We start from the raw sequence: 20,067 nt of genomic DNA on the forward strand, positions 1-20,067 counted from the left end.
GTCAGGCCTTGCCTGGTGCTTTAGCCTTGGGCGCTGCGCGTTTCGCGGGCGCCTTGCGCAGCGGGGCCTTGGCCTTGGCTGCCGTGCCTGCTTCTGCCGGCTTGGCGGACTTGCTGGCCGCTGGCTTGGCCTTGGCGCCACCGCCAAAGCTGGCCGCTGCCGCACTGGCAGCGTCGGGCGACATCGCCGTCGACACGGCTTGCTTGAACTGATCTTGTAACAAATTCCACCAAGCATTTGGATTGGCCAGTTGGGCTGCGGCCTGGCTGCCGGCATCGTCGGGCGCGGCCGCAGCCGGCTCCGGCTCCGGTGCGGGCGCAGGTGCGGGAGCCGGTTTTGGTGCAGGCGCCGCAGGTGTGGCTTGCTGGAAAAACGCGGAAGCGTAGGGCACCGATTCAAAGACGGTTTTCTCGCTGGCGCCTGGCTGGGTGATGGCCGCCGCCAGCGAAGCGCCCATTGATTTCAGGGTGGCGATGGTGCCGCGCTGTACTTCCAGCGCCTGGATACTGCCGCGCAGCATGCTGGTATTGAGGTTCAGCCAGGCTTCGACGGCTTTCAGGTCGCTGATTTTCTTGTCCAGCTCTTCCACCGACATGGTGGGCGCCGTGATGCCGGGCATGCCCATGCCGGGCACGCTCATGCTGCCCCACAGGTTCTTGACGAAGTCGAGGGTATCGGTCACAACTGCTGCGCCCGGCATTTGGGGCATTTGCGGATTTGCCATGCGAAATCTCCTGATAGGTGGATGTCCCTAGCGTAGCAGATATCAGCTTGCAACTGACGCAACGCTGCCAACATTTTCTTACATAAAACATCAGGAGTTGAGCGCGGGCAAGAAGCGGGAAGTGGGGTGGAAGCGTTACACTACGGCCTATGATGCCTGACTCCTTCTTTTCGCCACCGCGCCGCCGTACCGTCATCTTTGTCGCGGTCATCGGCGCACTGCATTACGTGGCGTTGGAATGGCTCACCTCGCATGCCCGCATGGTGCCGCTGGGGCAAAATCATGCGCAGGTGGTCAGTATGGCGTTGATCGCCGAGCCGCCCAGGCCCCTGCCAGTGGTGCCACCGCCGCCGCCCGAGCTCCCCATGCCCAAGCCCAGGCCGCTGCCCCCGCCGCCACCGACGGAGTTGGCGTCGAGCGAAGCGCCCCAGTGGACGGCGCCTGCCAGCGACGTGCCGGAAGGCCCCGCCACGTCCGAACCGGCCGCCGTGGCTGCCCCGGCCATCACGGCGCCCGCGCCCGCCGTGGCGGCTGCACCCGCGCCAGCGGCTGCACCGCCACCACCGGCCGTCGAGCAGGCACGGCGCTACAAGACGAATGTGCCTGCCTCGGCCCAGTTCGACTTGCATGTGGACCGGCGCGATGCGGATGGCACCAAGTGGCAGGGCGTTGCCGCCATGGCGTGGGACAACAAAGGCGATACCTACCAGCTGAAACTGGAAGTGGGCTTGAGCATGCTGATCACGCGCATCAACTTGCTGGTGCTGACCAGCGAGGGTGTGATCGATGGCAGCGGCATCGTGCCCGTCACGGCCACGGAGAAACGCAAGGGCCGCGCGCAAACGGCCACGCATTTCAAGCGCGACGCCAAGAGCATCACGTTTTCAGCCACGACGGCCACGGCGGCATGGCAGGAAGGGGCGCAAGACAAGGCCAGCGTGCCGTTCCAGCTGGCCGCCATCGGCCGCGCCGACGTCAACCAGCTGGCCGGCAATATCGACATTCTCGTCGGCGAGGAAAAGGAAGCGACCGTGTTCCGCTTCCAGCTGGTGGGCGAGGAAGAACTGGAGACCAGGATGGGTCGCCTGGTGACCTGGCATCTGCGCCGCCCGCCCAAGCCCGGCACGTATTCGTCGCAGCTCGATATCTGGCTGGCGCCGTCCATGCAATGGTATCCGGTACAAATACGCAATACCGAAGCGAGCGGGGCGCTGACCACGCAAACCGTGACCCAAATTCGCGTCAATGACGCTACAGGAAAATAAATGACTACTTTGACCACTTTGAAACGCGTTTTGTTCGCCAGCGTGCTGGCCGCCACCGTGTCTCCCGCCATGGCCGACGCACCCGTGGAGCATCCCGCCATCAAGCGCCCGTACAAGCTGGCGCCATCGGCAGACCTCGTCTACTCGATCAAGGCGAAGCAGCGCGGCATCGGGCTGTCTGGCGAATCGGTCAGCAACTGGCGCGTGGGCGACGGCAAGTACTCGCTGCTGGCCGAAACCAGGGCTGCCCTGTTCGGCAAGATCCTGGAGCAGCGCAGCGAAGGCGCGGTCGACGATTACGGCCTGGCGCCTGTCCAGTTCGTGGAAAAACGCTTCCGCAAGGAAGCGGCCACGACCACCTTCAAGCGCGACAGCAAGACTATCGTCTTCAGCGAAGGCGATGACAGCTATCCGTTGAAAGGTGGCGAGCAGGACCGCAACAGCACCGTCTGGCAACTGGTCAGCGTGGCGCGCGCCACGCCCGAAAAATTCACGCCCGGTTCGGAATGGAGCTTCTTCGTGGCCGGTCGCCACGACGCCGAGCCGTGGACCTTCAAGGTCGTCAAGGAGGACAAGATCGCCACGGGCCTGGGCGACGTGGCTGCCATCCACCTGGTCAAGGCGCCGCCGCCGGACAAGAAGGGCCAGCAAGTGGACCTGTGGCTGGCGCCGTCGCTGGAATGGTATCCGGTGAAGGTGACGTTCGCCGATGAAGACGGCGATTACGTCGAGCAAACCTTGCAAAAGATCGTCAAAAAGTAAGTGCTTGCTGTTGTCGGGCGATTCTCTTTCCCAAAGCAAGTGCTGGGGTCAGTCCTGACGGATTGGAATGCCTTCCATTGGACGGCATTCCCCCAGGCGGGTCTGACCCCGGACTGCCGCCTCCGGCGATCAGTCGAATTGCATGTCAGAACTGATATACTGACGCCCCCGCCCCGCAGCGCCGCGTTAGCCCGCTGCGCCGCCCGCTGAACACTCATCCGGAAAAGAATGATTGATATAATGGCAAGTGCAGCCGTGGCTACGGATGCAAATCAGACAGAGCAAGAGCATCACGATTCCTTGCAGGCGCATTTCCAGCCCAATATTTCGGCCGACGAGATCGAGCAAGTTTTTCACTTGAAGCGGGCGCAGCCCTTGCTGCAAGTGTTTACGGCCCTGTTCCACGGCGGTTTCGATGGCGTGCTGGTGCGGCTGCTGGTGTTGCGCGAGCTGGCGTCCGATGCGGCCACGTCCGCCTATACGCGCGCCGATATCAACACGAAACTGGCGTATCTGTTGCCGGAAAGCCTGGAGACGGTCTTGCTGCGCCTGCGCTCGAACCAGTTGCTGGCCTGGGATGCGCAGCAGGGCGTGTACCGCGTCACGCCGATGGCGCGCAATGTGCTGTCCGCCATCGACAGCTTGCTTGGCCTGGGCCAGACGGAAGACGAAGCGGAAATGGGTTTTCTGCTGTCGCAGGTGGCCGGCGCGCAAGCCGTCGGCGGCGTGTCGGTCGAGCAACTCCAGCATTTACTGGGGCGTCTGGTGGACTTGACGGAAGAGTTTTCCGACGCCATCGCCTCCGGCTCCGAATTTCGTTTGCGCACGGCGCAAGCGAAGTGGAACATGGCGTGCGACTGGGTCGAGAAGGGTTCCGAGATTCTCGTGGCGATTACTTCCGATGAAAACGCGGACAGCGCCACGCACAAGGCGGCGCAGGCGATCGGCCGCGCGCAAAGTAAATTGCTGAACATGCAAGGCATGTTTTCGCGCGCCCTGAACCAGATCGAGCGCCAGCGCGTGCACCTGGGCCAGTCGGGCCTGTCGACCACGGACATCAAGCGCTGGCTCTTGCTGCACGACGACCTGGCCAGCCTGGCCGACGGCGCCATCGACCAGCCTGTCGTGCCCCTGTTCTCCACGCCGGCCGAAATGATCGACGTGGCCGAAACGGAACTGCTGTCCGAACGGGCGGCAGGCGTCATCAACACGGGCTTGCCCAGCGGCGAGGACGCGCCCACCACCATCAGCGACGGACCCGCCATGCAACTCGAACTCGATGACTTGCTCGAACGCCTGTCGAACTTCGCCAGCCTGGGCAATTTCCCCAGCATCGGCGAAGAGGGACCGAAATCGGTTCCCGTGCAGGACTCGCTGCTGCCGGCCAGCTTTGCCGTGGCCTCCTACCGCGCCTCGATGCTGCCGCTCTTGGGTGATGTGTCCGAAGCGAGCTTGCAAGGCTCGACGGCCGAACTGGCCCGTCTGCCGATTACCTTTACACCGACCGACGAGATGGTCCAACTGACCGACCCCCACGTGGCGGCCATGTCGATCGCCTCGCTTTCACTGAATGTTTCACTTGATTTAGATAGCGGCACCGCCGATGAATGACGATTCCCAAATCCTGATTGCGCGCCTGCTCACGCATCAAACCCTGCGCCGCGACGACAAGCTCGTCAAGCGTGTGCTGTCCGACGAACTGTTCCGCGCCGAGATCGATGCGCGCCTGCTGGCCTGCGGCTTGAAATTGCTCGACAACGTGTATGCCGACCATGTCACCCTGGCCCTGACGCGCACCATCGAGCCGAAGGTTTTCGGCGCGCGCGACGTCTGGCAAAACAATAACTTCGGCCTGGCACGCGATGGCGTGGCCTTGCTGGTGGTGCTGTGGGCGCAGATCATCCTGCCCAAGCGCGAACGCCAGGAAACGCACCAGCATGCCGATGACGATCAAAATGATATGTTCGGCACGGAAAAGCCGCTGCCGCGCGCGGAAGACGCGTCGATCGGCATTTCCTACAAGGCGCTGCTGTCGGACTTCGGCGACAAGCTGGGCAAGAAGACGCGCATGGACATGAATCTGGGTACCCTGGCCAAGCTGGGCTTCATCGAACGGCGCGGCGATTTTATCCTGGAAGGTCCGCTGCTGGACCTGATGATGGACACGGACGTCTTGAAAGAGCGCATCATCAATGGCGCCCTGGCCGACGTCTTCAAGCGCGCACCGGCACGCCTGGTGGCCATCGACCCCGATGCCGACCTGGCAGACGACCTGTCCGCCGACATCGGCGACTTGCCAGACGCCGGCGACGAGCCTGCGTCCGACCTTCCTCACTGAAAGCGCCCATGTTTCATATCAAATCACTTGAACTGGTGCACTGGGATTACTGGCAGCGCATCAAGAATATTCCGCTCGACGCGAAGATCATCACCATCGCGGGGCAGAACGGCTCGGGCAAGACCACCTTGCTCGACGCCTTGCGCACCCTGTTTGGCCTCGATTGCTCGATGGGGCGCACGTACAAGCACTATGCGCGCCATTCGGGCCAGCAGACGGCCTGGCTGCGCGCCGTGGTCGACAACAAGAACGTGGGCAAGCAGTTGTCGAACCGCCCGTTCCGCAGTTCCGGCTTCTTCAGCGACGATGAAGTGACCCTGTTTTGCCAGATCCAGAAGAATGGCGGCGACTGGAAGCGCCAGTATCTGATGCGTCCGGGCAATGTGCAGATCGAAGACATCACGGACGCGAACGACTGGCTCGGCGTGGAAAACTACCGCAAGCGCCTGGCCAATGCGGGCCTGTCGCCGGCCATGTCGAAAGTACTGGCGCTGGAGCAGGGCGAGACGGACAAATTGTGCGAATACGCGCCGCGCCAGTTGCTCGACCTGGTGTTCCAGGTCTTCGGCGACAAGGAAGTGCTGGACGCCTACGACGAAGCCAAGCGCCACCAGCGCGATACGGAAGTGGAGCTGAAACGCTTCGAGACGGAACTCGAGGCGTCGAAGACCAACCTGGAAGGCTTGCGCCTGCGCGTAGCCAATTACCACCAGTGGGAAGGGTTGCATAAAGAGCGCCGCAACCTGCTGGAAGAAGTGCTGCCCAGCTTGCAATACCACGAGGCGCGCGAAAAGGCGGCTCAGGCCAGCCGGCAATTGCGCGATGCGCGCAAACCGATGGCGCAGGCGGACCAGCAGCTGACCGATAAACGCAATGCGCTGGCGGCGCAGGCGAAGGCCTTGTCCGACGCGCAGATGAACGAAACCCTGCTGGAACAGGAATCGATTGGCCTTCAGAGTCGCCTATTGCTGATCAATACAAAACTGAAACCGCTGGACAGCCTGCTGGAACAAAAGGATCGTTTGCACAAGCTGGCAGCGGACTCGGGCAGCGACATCGCCGAAGTGGCGGTGCAGCTGGAACAGAAGGAAGCGCAATTGCTGCAGCAGCGCCAGCAGCGCGACGCCCTGTCGGCGCGCATCGCGGGCGAGCAGGCGACGATTGCCGCGCTGCAAGGCAAGACGGCCATGCCGGAACCGGACAATGTACGCGGCATGCGCCGCGCGCTGCGCGATGCGGGCATCAGCCACGCGATGCTGTCCGATATCGTCGAAGTGACGGACAGCCGCTGGCAGGGTGCCGTCGAAGGCGTGCTGGGTGGTTACGCTTCGGTGGTCTTGCTGGACAAGGCCAAGGATGCGCCCGCCGCCTACCGTTTGGCCGAGAAGGAGCGCTACCGCCACTTCATCGTGCCCGAGCTGGTCACGGCGCCGGTGGCGAAAGACGAGAGCTTGCTGGCCGTGGTGAAATTTTCCGCGCCCGTGCCAAGCTGGCTGATCGAGCAGCTGTCGCGCATTGCGCGTGTCGATTCCGTCGAAGCGGGTTTTAAACTGGGCAACCACGAAGAGTGGATCACGCCCGAGGCGTATCACCGCGAACGCCGCGGCGGCCGTTCGCTGTTCGTGGAAGCGTCGCGCTACCGCTTCGGCCAGGCTGGCCGCAGCGGCCGCCTGGAAGCGCTGCTGCGCTCCTTGCCGGGCCTGGAAGGCCAGGAAGACACCTTGACCCTGGCGATCTCGAAACTGGCGGCCGAAGTGGGCGCCCTGAAGGCGCGCATCGCCGGCGTCGACGCGGCCAAGGAGCTCAGCGCACGCCAGGAAGAATTCGCCGAAGCGCTGCGCAATTCGAAGCCGCTCAAGGAAGAGCGTCTGGAAGTGGGCGGGCGTTTGGGCGAGTTGCAAAATCTCATCAAGAACGCCACCGTGGCGCGCACGCGTGCCGATACCGTGTGGCAGAATGCGCGCCTGGCTTTGTCGGAAGCGGAAGCGGGTTCGCGCCTCGGTTACAAAAAGCAGATCGAACAGCGTGCCGAGCATGCGCGCGCCTTGCTGGCCTTGCGCCATGCGTGGCGCCACTTGCCGAAAAGCTGGCGCCGCCCTGCGCGCCGCGCGGCGCTCGTCGCCGAGCACCAGAATGCGCACCAGGTGGACTTGCGCGTGGCCAGCCTGCAAAACAGCCTGGCGCGCGACGACTGGGAACTCGACGCCACCGTCATCGACCAGCACCACCGCCTGTCGGACCAGCTGCATGGCCGCCAGTCGGAAACGGACGAGCGCCGCTACCAGAACAACCGCGCCATCGAAGCGACGGGCAACGCCCGTGGCGCCTACATGGAACGCTTGCGCTACACCATCAAGACTTACAGCAAGAACATCAAGGAGCTGGGCGAACTGGCCGGCATCGAAGTGCATGCCGACCCCGTGCGCCTGGAAAACGACGACGTGCAGCTGTCGCAGGCGGGCTTGCATGTGCGCTTCAAGTTCGACGGCAAGGGTGTCATCGGCATGAACGATGGCGAAGCGTCGGGTGGCCAGCAGGTGATGAAGTCGCTGGTGCTGTTGATCGGCTTGCTGAAATCGGAAGACGGTTCCGGCGGCTTCGTCTTCATCGACGAACCGTTTGCCCACCTCGATATCCGCAACATTCAATTGGTCGGCGAGTTCCTGAAAAACACGCAAGCGCAATACCTGATGACGACGCCGTTGACGCACAACACGGATGTCTACGATCCATCGGAGCTGACCTTGATCACCAGCAAGAAGAAAAAGGATAGCCAATGGGCGCAACCGATTTTCGTGCTGCAGCGCCGGGTCGAGCCCGTAGCGGGCAAGGTGGCGTGATGCGCCGCTTGCTGCTGTCGGCCGTGCTGGCGCTGGCGTGTTCGGCGCCAGCGATGGCCAATGACGGCATCGGTTCGGTCAGTGCCGGCGGCATTATCGTCGGCAAGACCGACGCCGTGGCCATGAAAAAGGAAGTGCTGACGGTCAGCACGGACTTGATCAAGGTCGAATACGAATTTCTCAATGAATCGGCGAAAGATGTGGAAGAGACGATCATCTTTCCGCTGCCCGCCTACGAGGCCGGCTACCACCAGTCGCCCACGTACTATGGCCAGCCGCGGCAGTTTTCGATCGAGGTCGACGGCAAGCGCAAGGATTACCAGACCGTGCTGCTCGCCAAACTCGACGGCCGTGACGTGACGACGCGCTTGACGCAGCTGGGCCTGTCAGACGCGCAAGTCGCATATTTCCCCTCGTTCAGCCCATTCGAAAAAAAGGTGGCGCCCTTGAGCGCCGCGCAGCAAAAAGCCATGATCGCCGAAGGCTTGCTGGCCAAGCTGTCCGAAGACGAAGAATGGGTGCCGGCCTGGTCCGTGACGGTGGTCTATCAGTGGCGGCAGAAATTCCCTGCCGGTAAAACGGTGCGCGTGCGCCATCAATATGCCCCCTTCGTGGCCGCCGGTCCGGGTGCCTCCTACTTGGGCGAAGGCAAGGAGTTTGAACAAAAATATTGCGGCGACAAGGCTTTCTACAAGACGTGGAACCGCCTGGCGGCACAACAGGGCGAGGGCGGCTTCGTCAATGCCAAGTGGGTCTCGTACATCCTGAAGACTGGCAACACCTGGAAGAATGGCATCGAGGACTTTACCCTGAACCTGGTCAAGGGCAAGCCGGATGAGTTGATCAGCCTGTGCTTCCCTGGCACGTTTACCAAGATCAATCCCACCACCTTGCAAGTCAGGCTGCGCAATTTCCGTCCGCAGCAGGATCTGAACGTGTACTTCGGCAATGTCGAGAATGGCAGCGAGAATACGGGCGAAGCGCCGGCGCTGCGTACCAATTATTTGCTGAAGAAATAGAAAGATATCGCCTTGCCAACAGTTATTCTTCATCGCCACATGCGTATCCTGTTCCTGGGTACGCTGCTTGCCGCGCCCGCCGCCTGGGCCGACAGCTATACCGATTTCCAGCAAGCCAGTGCGCGCCTGGAAGCGCTGATGGCCAAGGCGACGCCACAAGGTGGCTTGCCGCGCCTGCGGGACCCTGCCGTGGCGCAGCTGTTTGCCCATATCGCCGACGGCCCGCGCCTGTTCCAGGCGCCCGTCGCCGCGCTGCAGGACGTGAACCAGAGCGTGGCCGTGTGCGAAAAGGCCATGCGCTTGGGAAAAACATACTATGCGTTTGGCCTCGCATGGCCGTTGCCGCTGTCGGGTCCGCAGCTGCAGCAGGCGCGCAAGGAACAGGTGACGCAGAACCTGGCCAATTATGGCGATGAAATGAGCACCTTGTTTGCTTTCGGCATGCATTGCCATGGCCATTTGATAGCGCTGATGGAACAGGAATTCAGCGCCCAGCCAGCGGACGCGGTGAGCGGCCCCGAGCGTCTGCGCGCACGCGCGTTCAGCAAGAATGCTGGCGTTGTGTACACCGGCGTAGTGCAGTTCGTGCAGGTGCCGTTCTGGAACGTGGCGCAAAAGAAAATGATGCTGGAAGCGGCCGCGCAGCACGCCACGGCGAATGCCAATTTGATGGCGCCGCCCTTGCGCGAGCGCCTGCTGACCAGCCTGGCTGATGCGGACAAGGATCTCGATCCGGGCCTGGCACCGGCGCTGGCGACGATACGCCAGGCGCTGGCGGTGACAAGCTGCGAAGGCCTGTGCCAGTACTATTGACGGATATGGCTTACTCGGGCGCCTGCAGTGGCTGGTTGCGCTGGCGCCAGCGCAGCAGGCCCCACGCATACACGGCGTAGTAGCCGATGACGAGCCCGTAGGCGGCCATGGTCAGCGGGCTCTGGCCGAACGGTGGCGGCGGCACAGGCACGTCCAGGCGCGAGTTCATATAGATTTCCATACCGCGGTACAGCAAGCGGGCGATGAACAGCATCGTGATGGCCAGGCCCAGGTAGCGGTGCTGGGTAAAGAAAAAATCCTTGCCGACTTGTTCGAAGCGCGTCAGCTTCAAGCCCAGCACGCCGAGCCAGCCACCGGCCAGCGCCGCCGCGCCGAGGCTGGACAGGGGCAGGACGTCGAATTTCGTCGTCGTCGCCAGGAACAGCAGCAGCGCGGGCAAGGCGATCGCCACCGTCCAGTGCCGCCACAGCTGCGATTTCTGGCGCGCCACCAGTTTCTTCAGGCGCGAATAAATACGCCAGACCAGCAGCGGGACCAGGAACAGCAGGGCGAGGGTAGTGGTTTCCATGTAGGCATTCGGGTGCGGGTAAAACAGCGATTGTAAGCCAGATGGGGACGGGCGGCGATGCTTGTCAAACGGTAAAAGTTGCTTGTTGACATTTACTTGGCATGAACGCACTATGCCTTGTCACAAAGCGCCGCCATGAGCGGCGCGGTGCGCTCGCTTGTTGTCGCCACCTTCATACACTGGAGTTTCATGTCTACGCGTTTGCCTTTGCTGCCCATCACTGTCGGCCTGTTGGCCTCGTCTTCCCTGGCCATGGCGCAAGATGGCGCTTATCAAGCCCCGCCAGCGCCCCTGCAAGCTATCGTCGATGCGCCGCGCGCGCCGACCCTGAGCCTGAGCCCAAAACGCAATCTGGCCGCCGTGCTGCCCACGCCATCCTTGCCCGGCATCAGCGAAGTGGCGCAGCCGGAACTGAAGCTGGCGGGCTTGCGCATCAATCCGCGCACGTATGCGGCCAGCCGCTTCAATTTCCACACGGGACTTGGATTGCTCGACATCGATACGCAGAAGGAAATCAAGGTCAGCGGCTTGCCCCCGTCACCCCGCATCGCCGACCTGGCCTGGTCGCCCGACCAGCGCTACCTGGCGTTTACGCATATCGCCTATGCCGATCCTGCCAAAGGCGTGAAGGAATCGGGCGTGGAACTGTGGCTGCTCGACGTGCAGACGAAAGCGGCACGCAAGCTGGGCAATCAATCGCTGTCGGCCGTGTATGGCCGCGGCTTTTCCTGGATGCCCGACAGCAAAACCTTGCTGGTGCAGCTGAAGCCGGCCAAGCTGGGCGCGGCGCCCGTGGCGAGCGGCATCCCGACGGGCCCGTCCATCCAGGACAGCGTGCCGGGCGGCGGCGTCAAGCAATTGCGCACCTATCCCGACCTGTTGAAAAACGAACAGGATGCGCAGCTGTTCGAACACTACATTACCGTCCAGCTGGCCTTGCTGGACATGGCGGGCAAGCAGCGCCTGGTGGGCCAGCCCGGCCAGTTTTCGCGCGTGTCGGCCTCACCCGATGGCAAGCACCTGTTGACGACCCGCATCGTGCGTCCGTATTCGTACATCGTGCCGGCGCATGACTTTGCTCACCAGATCGACGTACGCGACCTGAATGGCACGGTGGAGCACGCGGTGGCGGCCCTGCCGCTGGAGGAAGGGCTGCCGCCAGGTAATGATGCCGTGTCCGCCGGCGTGCGCTCCGTCAGCTGGCGCGTCGATGCGCCCGCTACCCTGGTGTGGGCCGAAGCGCAGGATGGCGGCGACCCGGCCAAGGCGGTCGAGATCCGCGACATCGTCTACACGCAGGCGGCGCCGTTCACTTCCAAGCCGGCCGTGCTGGCCAGGCTGGGCTCGCGTTATGCGGGCGTGGCCTGGGGCCGCGGCGACCTGGCCCTGCTCAGCGAGGCGTGGTACAAGACGCGCGCCGTCAAGCAATGGAAAATCGCCCCGGATCAGCCGGCCACGCCGGCCGACCTCGTGTACGCCGGTTCCTTCGAAGACCGCTACAACGATCCGGGCCAGCCCGTCATGCGCGCAGATGCGGCCGGCTTGCCGCGCTTGCTCATCGCCGTCGACGGTTCCATCCTGCTCGACGGCCAGGGCGCCTCGAAGGAAGGCGACCGCCCCTTCATCGACCGCCTGAACCTGGCGACGAAACAGAAGGAACGCCTGTTCCAGAGCGCCGCGCCGTATTATGAAAACGTGGTGGCCGTGCTGGACGAGGACGGCAGCCGTTTGCTGTCGACGCGCGAATCGCCTGCCGTGCAGCCAAATTACTTTGTGCGCAACCTGAAACAGCAGGGCGCCGCGCAATTGACGCCCCTCACGCACTTTCCCCATCCCTTGCCGCAACTGAAGGACGTGCAGAAAGAGCTGATCCGCTACAAGCGCGCCGACGGTGTCGACCTGACGGCGACATTGATGTTGCCGCCGAACTACGACGTGAAACGCGACGGCCCGCTGCCGACCCTGATGTGGGCCTACCCGCAGGAATTCAAGACGGCCAGTGCGGCCAGCCAGACCACTGGTTCTCCGTACAAATTCAATGCCGTCAGCTACTGGGGGCCGGCCGCCTTCCTGTCCATGGGCTATGCCGTGCTCGACAACCCATCGTTTCCTATCGTGGGAACCGGTGAGCAGGAGCCGAACGACACCTATCTGCCGCAACTGGTGGCCGACGCCGAGGCGGCCGTCGAAGAAGTGGTGCGCCGTGGCGTGTCCGACCGTAACCGCATTGCCATCGGCGGCCACTCGTATGGCGCCTTCATGACGGGCAATTTGCTGGCGCACACGCGCTTGTTCCGCGCCGGCATCGCCCGCAGCGGTGCCTACAACCGGACCCTGACGCCGTTCGGCTTCCAGTCGGAAGAGCGTTCGTTCTGGCAGGCGCCAGCCGTCTACCAGGCCATGTCGCCGTTTAACTATGCGGACAAGATCAAGGATGCATTGCTGATGATCCACGGCGAGCAGGACAACAACTCGGGCACCTTCCCCATCCAGAGCGAGCGCATGTTCCAGGCCGTCAAGGGACTGGGCGGTACGGCGCGCCTGGTGATGCTGCCGAACGAAAGCCACGGCTACCGCGCGCGCGAATCGATCATGCAGATGCTGTATGAAAGCAACAACTGGCTGGAGAAATATGTGAAGAACGCGGCGCCGCCGGCCGCCGACATCAAGCCGGCAGGCAAATAAGGGCAGCGGCGCGCATCTCGTGGTATGGTCTTCCTTTGTCTGCAGGGAGGCCAGCCATGTCCGTCATCCACGCCCACCGCGCGCCCGACCCGGCGCCCGTCGATGAGCCCATGCCGGCGCCGGAGCCGCAAGAAGCGCCCGGGCACCATCCGGGGCCCGCGCACCCGGTGCCGCAGGACGATCCGGTGCCGCACCCGCACCCCAGTTAATCTCAAGAAAGGCTGTTTCAGATGGCAATTGTCAAGGAAGTCTACACACGCAAAGTCAGCGGAGAATCGTTTGACTATGAACTCGATTACACCCAGGGCGCGGACGTGGCCTGGATTGCGCGCGTGTACCACGATGGCGTGCTGAAAGGCTCGCCGCACGGCGCGCTGACGGCCAACGTGCTGTCCGGCCCCGCGCTGGAACAATATCTGCGCGCGTATGTCGAAGGCATGATCGAGCGGGGGCTCGACGTGGCTGAATAAGCTGTTTGCAGCAGAGCAAAGAAAAGGGCGCCGAGGCGCCCTTTGTTGTTTCTGGTGGTGTCGGATTAACGCGGCAACGCCACGCGTAATCCGACAACATTGTTGGCCGCCACTCTAATCAAACGCCCACGTATACAACACGTCCAGCGCATTGTTGGTGCCCGTCTGGAATTGCAAGGTGATGCGGCGGTTCAGTTTGTAGCGCAGTTTCACCAGGCTCGTCGCGGTGCTGGTGCCTTGCTCGAACGTCAGGTAGGCGCGCGAGGACAGGCGCTTGCCGACGGTGACGACCGTGCTTTCCAGCCCTTGCGCCTGCGACAGGCCCACTTCGTCGAGGCCCAGCGAATTGGCCAGCTTGCCCTGCAAGCCGCCGCCGGAGCCGCCGAAGAGTGCGCCGGCCGCCGTCGTCAAGAGGGCCATTTCATCGCCGGCCGCCGTTTCCGCGCCATGGCCCAGGATCAGCCAGGCCAGTTTGTCGCTGTCCGAGACGCTCGGTGTGGACACCAGCTTGGCTGTCGGCGCCTGGGCCGTGCCGCGCACTTCCACGCCCGCTTCCACATTCGTTTCCGACAGCGCTTCGCCCTCGGGGCGCTTGCGCACGGCCAGGATGTTCAGCGACGGGTTGTCGTAGGCGCCCGTGAAGGCGATCAAGCCCCGTTCGATCGACAGCTTCTGCCCATACGCCGCATACAAGCCGTTGACGACCTTGATACTGCCCGTCACGCGCGGCGCGGCGCGGTTGATGACTCTGGCGCGCACATTGCCGGCCAGGTCGGCATCGATGCCCATGCCGCGCAGGTGGAAGGCATTGCCCAGGTCAAATTCCAGGTCGATATTCAGCGGGAGCGAAGGCGCCTCCTTGCTGCCCTTGACTTCCTTGCCCAGCACCACCACGTCGCTGCTTTGCGTGGGAGTATCTTGCGGCGCCAGTTCGATCAGCGCGCGGTTGGCCTTGAACTTGCCGTCGAAACTGAAACGCTTGTCGTTGCGCACCAGGGTGCTGTTGCCCGACAGGATCAGGGTGCGGTCGGGGCGTGACAGCGCCAGCAGGCGGTCGGCCATCAGTTTCAGTTCCAGGCTCGCTTCGCCATTTGCAAAGCGTACCCAGCCATCTGCCTGCACCTTGCCATCGCCGCCGTCAAAGCTCAGGCGCTGCAATTGCAATTGATCGCCGGCCAGCTTGGCTTGCAGCACGCCATTGCGCAATTTCAAGCCCTGGTCGGCCCAGTTCACCAGCAGCTTGCTGCCGTTGATGTCGCCATTCAATTGCGGCGCGCCGATGGTGCCGCTGCCGGACAGGGCCAATTTCAAGGCGCCACCCAGCTCCAGGCCCGGCTGGCCCGTCAGCGGCGCCAGCCACGCCAGTGTATCGATATTGGTGGTGCCCGTCAGGGAGAGGGCGCTGTCGTTGCTGATGCGCCCGCCCAGCATTTGCACGGTGGCATTGATGTCGCTTTGGCCCGCACGGGCGCCATCGAGTTTGACGGCCAGGCGCAGCTGCTGGTTGGCCACGTCGATGCGCGCATCGAGGGTGCGCAGTCCCAGCGCCAGCGGCTGTTCCACGCCCACCGTCACGTCGCCTTTTTCGCGGTAGAGGTGCAGCATGCCGGCCAGGGAAGGGTCTTTCTGTTTCGCCGTCGGCACTTGCATGTCGAGCGACCATTGCGCGCCCAGGGTCAGGTCGCTGCGCGCATTGGCCTGCAGCGCGGGGATCACTTGCGCCAGATAGGTCAGCGCCACGCCGGCCGCCTGGCCGGAACTGGTCCAGCGGGGGCCGTTCTTGACCAGGCTTTGCATGCTGATGCTGCCTGCTGGCAATTTGATGACGGTATTGCCCACGCTGATCTGCTCGGGCTGGCCCAGGCCCGCCACGCCGCTGCCGGCAGGGCCCGCCACTTTGACGGGCACGGGCGCTTGCAGCACCAGCGCATAGCGGCCCTTGTTTTGCAGGCTGTCGATCATGCCTGTCCAGTTGGAGCCGCTCTGGCTGCCGCGGATTTGCACGGTGGCATCGAAATCGTCATTGCGCGCCGTCAAACTGACGTTATGGCTGCCGCGCGTGCCCGTCGTGCCCAGGCGGGCGCTGGCCAGCTTGAAGGTGGGCGTGCTGTAGCCCGTGATGTCCAGGCTGCTGACCATGGGGGCGAGCGCGCCCTGGCCGGCGCCCACGCTGGCGCTGCCTTTGATGGACTTCAATTGCTGGTCGCCAAAGAAGGTCAGGTCACGGCCGTCGAGCGTCAGTTGCGCGGCGGGCGCGTCCATCTTGCCCGAGACGGAGCCGGCCGCGTGCAGCACGCCGGCAAAGCGGGGACCGAGAGTCGACAGTTGCGGCGCGTCGAGTTTCCACGTCAGTTTGTCGGTGGCGCCACCGAGCGCGCCCTTGGCCAGCAGGCTGTTCGGCCCCAGGCGCAATTCCGCATCGACGCTGTCGACCCGTTTCGCGTTGGCCGACAACTTGGCGTAACCGGCCAGCGGCGCGTTTTGCAGGGTCGATTCGCGCAGACCCAGGTTCAGGGCCACCTGCCAGTCGCCGCTCAAGCGGCCGCTGCCGGTGAAATCCGCATTCACGTTGCCGTTGGGTAGTGATGTACCAAAGGCGGCCGGGTTGATCTTTTGCAGGGAACCCGTCATTTTCAATTCCGCTGCCTGCTTCGGCCCCGTCAAGCCCACGTCGCCGCTGGCGTGGATGGCGCTGTCCGGCGCAGGGCGCTTGCCGCTGCTGAGACCCAATCCCTTTGCATCGGCAACGAACGTCGTGCGCGGCTGTTGCAGGGTGCCCTGCACCACGCCGCTGGCTTGCACGGCGCCCAGCAAGTCGCTCTGCAGGGCAGAGAGCTGGCGCGCATCGACATTCCAGTGGAGTTTTTCGCCGGCGCCGCCAAAGTTGCCCTTGGCCGTGAGATTATTCTTGCCCAGCGCCAGTTGCACGTCGATGCCGCTGAAATGGTCCGCATCGGCCGTCAGCTTGCCCTTGCCGGACAGGGGCTGGTCGAGCAGCTTGCTGGGGCGCACGGTGAAGTCCGCATTCGCCAGCCATGTTGGCGCCACGTGACCATAGGCGCGCACGTCGAGGTTCAGGTCGGCCACGGGGAAGGCGCCGAAGTCGGCCGGGTTCAAGCGGCTGGTGCTGGCCACGGCCTTGAATGGCTGCTCGTCCTTCAGGCTGATCTGGCCCGTCGCGTTGACGCTGCTTTTGCCTGCTTGCAAGGTTGCCTTGCGCAATTGCACGAGCGAATCGGCGAGCGTCGCTTCCACGTCCAGGCGCAGCTTGGCTTCGCCCAGTTTGGCGCGCAGGGTTTGCGTCTTGCCGTCGCTGTCGAGCACGATGTCGCCGACGATCTTGGTGCTGTTGATACTGCTGTAAATGTGCTGCAAGTCGATCTTGTCCGTGTGCAAGGTCAGTTGCGCCGTGCCGATGGGTGCGTCGGCGGCGTCGCGGTTGAGCTTGCCGCTGCCCGTGAACTTGCCCGCGTTGCCGAAATCGATGATGGCCGATTCCAGCGTGGTGGCCGTCAGGGTGCCGCCCAGGCGCGCCTCGAACTGGCGCAGCGGCAGCTTTTGCTGGTCGATGGGGCCCGGCGTGGCGTGGTTGAGGATGGCCAGCTTGCCCGACACCGTTTGCGCGTTGGGCCGCGTATCGATAGCGGCGTCGAGTTCCAGGCTCAGGTCCGCCTGCGGCAGGGTGGCGTCAAACTTGCCCGGATTGATGTTGCGGCCACGGATGCTGGCCGAGCGCAGGATGATGACGGGGTCGAACGGCGCCAGCGCCAGCTGGGCGTCGGCCGTGGCCGCGCCCGCGCTGCCCTTGGCCGTCACGTTCAGCACGTTCAAGTCGCCACCCAGTTGCAAAACGAGGGCAGCGGGTTTTTCACCGGCGGCGGCGTTGAGCTGCGTCAAGCCGGCCTTGCCTGACAGCTTGAACGGCTGCGTGGCGGCCATCGTCGCGCTGGCGGTGGCCTGGCCGAACGGCGTCAAGGCCGAGGCGTCTTCCAGCTGCCATTGCGTCTTGTCGCCCGACAAGCTGAAATGGATCTTTTCAAACACCGTGTTGCCGCCCGCGCTGACCAAGGTCACCTTGTCCAGGCGCGCGTCGGCAATGCCGATCTTGAAGGGCGAAGCCAGGCTGGTGGGCATCGTCGATGGTTCGTCGGAGGGCGCCGTGCTTGCCACGGACAGGCTGGCCACGTGCAGTTCGCTGATGGCGATGCCTTCCGAGAAGAACTGGAACGGCGACCAGTTGATGTCGATGTTGTCGGCCGTGATGTGCTGCGTCTTGCTGCGGTAGCTGACGTGGCCCAGGTGCATGCGCTTGTACAGCGAGCCGGACACGCCTGACACTGCGATCTCGCCGCCGCTGGCGCTGGCCACTTTTTGCACCAGCATCTGCAAGGTCGATTCGCGGCCCAGGAACCAGAAGGCGCCGCCCAGCAGCACGGCCAGGCTGGCGACGGCGATCAGGAGGTAGCGCAACGCCCGGCGCGGTTTGTTCGCTGGCGGTGGAGGGACGGCGTTTGGCGCCTCGGTAGTCATATCGGACATCAGAAAGTGAATCCCAGAGAAAAGTGCAAACGGTAAGCTTGGACGGCGTGGCCATACGCGACGTCGACATTGATGGGGCCGACGGGGCTCTTGTAGCGCCCGCCCAGGCCATAGCCCGATTTCGGTGTCAGCGCCTTGACGGTATCGGCCGCGTTACCGGCGTCATAGAAGGCTGCAATCGCCCATTTCGGCTTGAACCAGTACTGGTACTCGGCGCTGGCGGTGGCCATGTAGCGCCCGCCGACGGTGGCGTCGCCTTCCTTGACGCCCAGCTCCTGGTAGGCATAGCCGCGCACCGACTGGTCGCCGCCCGCGCGGAACAGATAGACGGCCGGCACGCCGCGTTTTTCCTTCGAACCGAGCGCGCCCATTTCGCCGCGCACGATCAGCTCGCCTTTTTCACCGAGCGGACGGTAATACACGGCCTTGCCGGCCACGCGCACGAAGCGCTCGTCCGTCAGCACGGGCAGCAGGGCGCCGCCCACCTGGGCATTGATGACATAGCCCTTGGTGGGGAACAGCAGGCTGTCGAGGCTGCGCTTGGTGATGGCATAGGTCAGGGGCAAGCTCTTGCTGCGCGTCTGTTCCAGGCCGACGACAGTCTTGTCTTCGCTGAGGAACTCGAACGTCAGGCTGCGTTCGAGTTTGGTGCCGCCCCAGTTGCGCTTGGCCGAGATGGTGGTGACGGCCGTGATTTCGTTGGAAATGTCGCTGCGCTCGAACGAGGCGCCCGCGCTGTCGTTGTAGCCGCGTTCGGTGGTGGGGAAATAGAAGTTGGCGTGCGCCGTCTGTTTCTTCGTTTCCATGGTGATCGCGCTCTTGAAGCGCGTGCCCCACACATTCAGGTTGTCATAGTTGAGCTGGGCGCGATTCCCCGTATTCGTACTGAAACCGAGACCGGCGCTGACGTTCTGCTGCTTGTTTTCCGTTACGCGCACGACCAGCGGCAGCAGCGGCGCGGGGCCGCGGTTGACGGGTTTGGTTGCGGTGGCGGCACCGGCGCTGGCAGCTTCGGCCTCGGCTTGCTGGCTTTCCTGGCCCGCTGCGATCTGCTCGCTGAGGATGCTGCTCATGTCGGCGCTCACTTCCACGCTGGCAAAGTAGCCCGTGTCCTGCAGGCGCGCCTGCAACGATTGCAACGCCGATTCGCTGTAGTAGTCGCCCGGACGTATCTTGTCGAGGTTGCGGATGATGCTGGCATCGTAGCGTTTCAAGCCTTCAATGCGCAGTTCGCCGAAGCGCAGCTCGGGGCCGCTGTCGAGCACCACCAGGAGCGAGACCTTGTGCGTTTCCGGATCGACCACGGCTTGCGTATCGACCAGCTGGGCGCGCGGATAGCGCGTCTGCACCACTTCGCGCAGCAGCGCGCGCTTGGCCGCTTCCCAGTCGGCCTGGCGAAACACGCTGCCCGTTTTCAGCGGCCAGCTGCGCTTGAGCGCTTCCGTATCATACGCTTCGGAAGCGGCCAGCGGCGGCGTGGGATCGAAGCCGCGCAATTCCAGCTCGACCTTGTCGATGGTCACCAGTGCGCCCGGATCGACGTCGACGATGACGACGGGCCTGGCGCCCGTCGTATCGACGCGCACCGTGACGACGGGCGTGTAATAACCGGCCGTGGCGACGAGGTTCCTGGCTTGCTCAGGCGTATCACGCACGAGGCGCTGCAATTGTTCGCGGTCCATGCGCGGGTTGCCGCGGAAACGTTCCAGGTCCAGGTTTTTTTCGAGCAACTCATCGAGACCGCCGGGCGCGTTGACCTTGACCTCGTACTGCAGCGGCGCGGGCGCCGCTTCCGTGCTGACGGGGGTGTCTGCAACGGCGTCTTGCGGGAGCTCTTGCGTAGCTTCCTGCGCGCGGGCCTGGGCGAGCGGGCATATCAAGATGACACTGCCGGCGGCCGCCAGTGTCAGTTGCCCCATTACTTTTGTCACTACTTGTGCCAAAATTCGTGGTCGTATCGCCTTGCCGGCAGCTGTATGCCGTATGGGTCGTGCAGAAAACATGATGCTCCAGATGAGTAAATGCTGACTGCATGTTACCGGAATAGGTAAACTGATGGCGGACGAATAAGTATTTTTTGCGC

General features: G+C 63.6%; 13 protein-coding genes. 9 read left to right on the top strand and 4 right to left on the bottom strand.

The window, feature by feature from the left end; all coding sequences use genetic code 11:
- Window position 1: 1 nt before the first annotated feature.
- Window positions 2–724 carry a PhaM family polyhydroxyalkanoate granule multifunctional regulatory protein gene (locus ACQ4WL_RS26345; protein ID WP_436512512.1) on the bottom strand — a complete coding sequence of 241 codons (723 nt, stop codon included), beginning with the start codon at window positions 722–724 and terminating at the stop codon, window positions 2–4.
- Window positions 725–873: 149 nt separating this feature from the next.
- Between ACQ4WL_RS26345 and ACQ4WL_RS26350 the strand changes: the two genes are divergently transcribed.
- The 7 genes from ACQ4WL_RS26350 (at window position 874) to ACQ4WL_RS26380 (ending at window position 9,761) form a co-directional block, all read left to right on the top strand.
- Entirely contained in the window at window positions 874–1,989 is a 1,116-nt protein-coding gene (locus ACQ4WL_RS26350) for a DUF3108 domain-containing protein (RefSeq protein WP_436512514.1), read from the top strand.
- Entirely contained in the window at window positions 1,990–2,751 is a 762-nt protein-coding gene (locus ACQ4WL_RS26355; protein WP_436512516.1) for a DUF3108 domain-containing protein, read from the top strand.
- 240 nt (window positions 2,752–2,991) lie between these two features.
- Window positions 2,992–4,362 carry a hypothetical protein gene (locus tag ACQ4WL_RS26360; protein ID WP_436512564.1) on the top strand — a complete coding sequence of 457 codons (1,371 nt, stop codon included), beginning with the start codon at window positions 2,992–2,994 and terminating at the stop codon, window positions 4,360–4,362.
- Window positions 4,355–5,089 (top strand): hypothetical protein, encoded by a 735-nt coding sequence (locus ACQ4WL_RS26365; protein ID WP_436512518.1) that lies wholly within the window; start codon window positions 4,355–4,357, stop codon window positions 5,087–5,089. The genes ACQ4WL_RS26360 and ACQ4WL_RS26365 overlap by 8 nt, the downstream gene beginning before the upstream one ends.
- Window positions 5,090–5,097: 8 nt before the next feature.
- Entirely contained in the window at window positions 5,098–7,929 is a 2,832-nt protein-coding gene (locus tag ACQ4WL_RS26370) for an ATP-binding protein (RefSeq protein WP_436512520.1), read from the top strand.
- A complete protein-coding gene (locus tag ACQ4WL_RS26375; RefSeq protein ID WP_436512522.1) occupies window positions 7,929–8,948 on the top strand; it encodes a DUF4424 family protein in 1,020 nt (339 codons plus the stop codon). Before ACQ4WL_RS26370 ends, ACQ4WL_RS26375 begins: the two co-directional genes overlap by 1 nt.
- A gap of 39 nt (window positions 8,949–8,987) precedes the next feature.
- Window positions 8,988–9,761 carry a hypothetical protein gene (locus ACQ4WL_RS26380; protein WP_436512524.1) on the top strand — a complete coding sequence of 258 codons (774 nt, stop codon included), beginning with the start codon at window positions 8,988–8,990 and terminating at the stop codon, window positions 9,759–9,761.
- 10 nt (window positions 9,762–9,771) lie between these two features.
- On the opposite strand, the gene ACQ4WL_RS26385 is transcribed toward ACQ4WL_RS26380, so the two are convergent.
- Window positions 9,772–10,290 (bottom strand): CcdC protein domain-containing protein, encoded by a 519-nt coding sequence (locus ACQ4WL_RS26385; RefSeq protein ID WP_436512526.1) that lies wholly within the window; start codon window positions 10,288–10,290, stop codon window positions 9,772–9,774.
- A gap of 189 nt (window positions 10,291–10,479) precedes the next feature.
- Here ACQ4WL_RS26385 and ACQ4WL_RS26390 point away from each other — a divergent pair, with 189 nt between their 5' ends.
- Both ACQ4WL_RS26390 and ACQ4WL_RS26395 read left to right on the top strand, forming a co-directional pair.
- The gene (locus tag ACQ4WL_RS26390) at window positions 10,480–12,975 is read left to right on the top strand and encodes an alpha/beta hydrolase family protein (protein WP_436512528.1); all 2,496 of its coding nucleotides are present in this window, start codon (window positions 10,480–10,482) and stop codon (window positions 12,973–12,975) included.
- 230 nt (window positions 12,976–13,205) lie between these two features.
- Complete coding sequence (locus tag ACQ4WL_RS26395) at window positions 13,206–13,445, top strand: hypothetical protein (RefSeq protein ID WP_034753464.1); 240 nt, start codon at window positions 13,206–13,208, stop codon at window positions 13,443–13,445.
- Window positions 13,446–13,559: 114 nt separating this feature from the next.
- On the opposite strand, the gene ACQ4WL_RS26400 is transcribed toward ACQ4WL_RS26395, so the two are convergent.
- Both ACQ4WL_RS26400 and ACQ4WL_RS26405 read right to left on the bottom strand, forming a co-directional pair.
- Window positions 13,560–17,984, bottom strand: a complete 4,425-nt coding sequence (locus tag ACQ4WL_RS26400; protein WP_436512530.1) for a translocation/assembly module TamB domain-containing protein — start codon at window positions 17,982–17,984, stop codon at window positions 13,560–13,562.
- Window positions 17,984–19,903, bottom strand: a complete 1,920-nt coding sequence (locus tag ACQ4WL_RS26405; RefSeq protein ID WP_436512532.1) for an autotransporter assembly complex protein TamA — start codon at window positions 19,901–19,903, stop codon at window positions 17,984–17,986. Before ACQ4WL_RS26405 ends, ACQ4WL_RS26400 begins: the two co-directional genes overlap by 1 nt.
- Window positions 19,904–20,067 lie beyond the last annotated feature (164 nt).

Source organism: Janthinobacterium kochi (genome assembly GCF_051380715.1).
Taxonomy (GTDB): domain Bacteria; phylum Pseudomonadota; class Gammaproteobacteria; order Burkholderiales; family Burkholderiaceae_D; genus Janthinobacterium.

Coding starts and splice junctions, on each gene's coding strand:
- ACQ4WL_RS26345 (WP_436512512.1), bottom strand. CDS start 724: ATGGCAAATCCGCAAATGCCCCAAATGCCGGGCGCAGCAGTTGTGACC.
- ACQ4WL_RS26350 (WP_436512514.1), top strand. CDS start 874: ATGATGCCTGACTCCTTCTTTTCGCCACCGCGCCGCCGTACCGTCATC.
- ACQ4WL_RS26355 (WP_436512516.1), top strand. CDS start 1,990: ATGACTACTTTGACCACTTTGAAACGCGTTTTGTTCGCCAGCGTGCTG.
- ACQ4WL_RS26360 (WP_436512564.1), top strand. CDS start 2,992: ATGGCAAGTGCAGCCGTGGCTACGGATGCAAATCAGACAGAGCAAGAG.
- ACQ4WL_RS26365 (WP_436512518.1), top strand. CDS start 4,355: ATGAATGACGATTCCCAAATCCTGATTGCGCGCCTGCTCACGCATCAA.
- ACQ4WL_RS26370 (WP_436512520.1), top strand. CDS start 5,098: ATGTTTCATATCAAATCACTTGAACTGGTGCACTGGGATTACTGGCAG.
- ACQ4WL_RS26375 (WP_436512522.1), top strand. CDS start 7,929: ATGCGCCGCTTGCTGCTGTCGGCCGTGCTGGCGCTGGCGTGTTCGGCG.
- ACQ4WL_RS26380 (WP_436512524.1), top strand. CDS start 8,988: ATGCGTATCCTGTTCCTGGGTACGCTGCTTGCCGCGCCCGCCGCCTGG.
- ACQ4WL_RS26385 (WP_436512526.1), bottom strand. CDS start 10,290: ATGGAAACCACTACCCTCGCCCTGCTGTTCCTGGTCCCGCTGCTGGTC.
- ACQ4WL_RS26390 (WP_436512528.1), top strand. CDS start 10,480: ATGTCTACGCGTTTGCCTTTGCTGCCCATCACTGTCGGCCTGTTGGCC.
- ACQ4WL_RS26395 (WP_034753464.1), top strand. CDS start 13,206: ATGGCAATTGTCAAGGAAGTCTACACACGCAAAGTCAGCGGAGAATCG.
- ACQ4WL_RS26400 (WP_436512530.1), bottom strand. CDS start 17,984: ATGTCCGATATGACTACCGAGGCGCCAAACGCCGTCCCTCCACCGCCA.
- ACQ4WL_RS26405 (WP_436512532.1), bottom strand. CDS start 19,903: ATGGGGCAACTGACACTGGCGGCCGCCGGCAGTGTCATCTTGATATGC.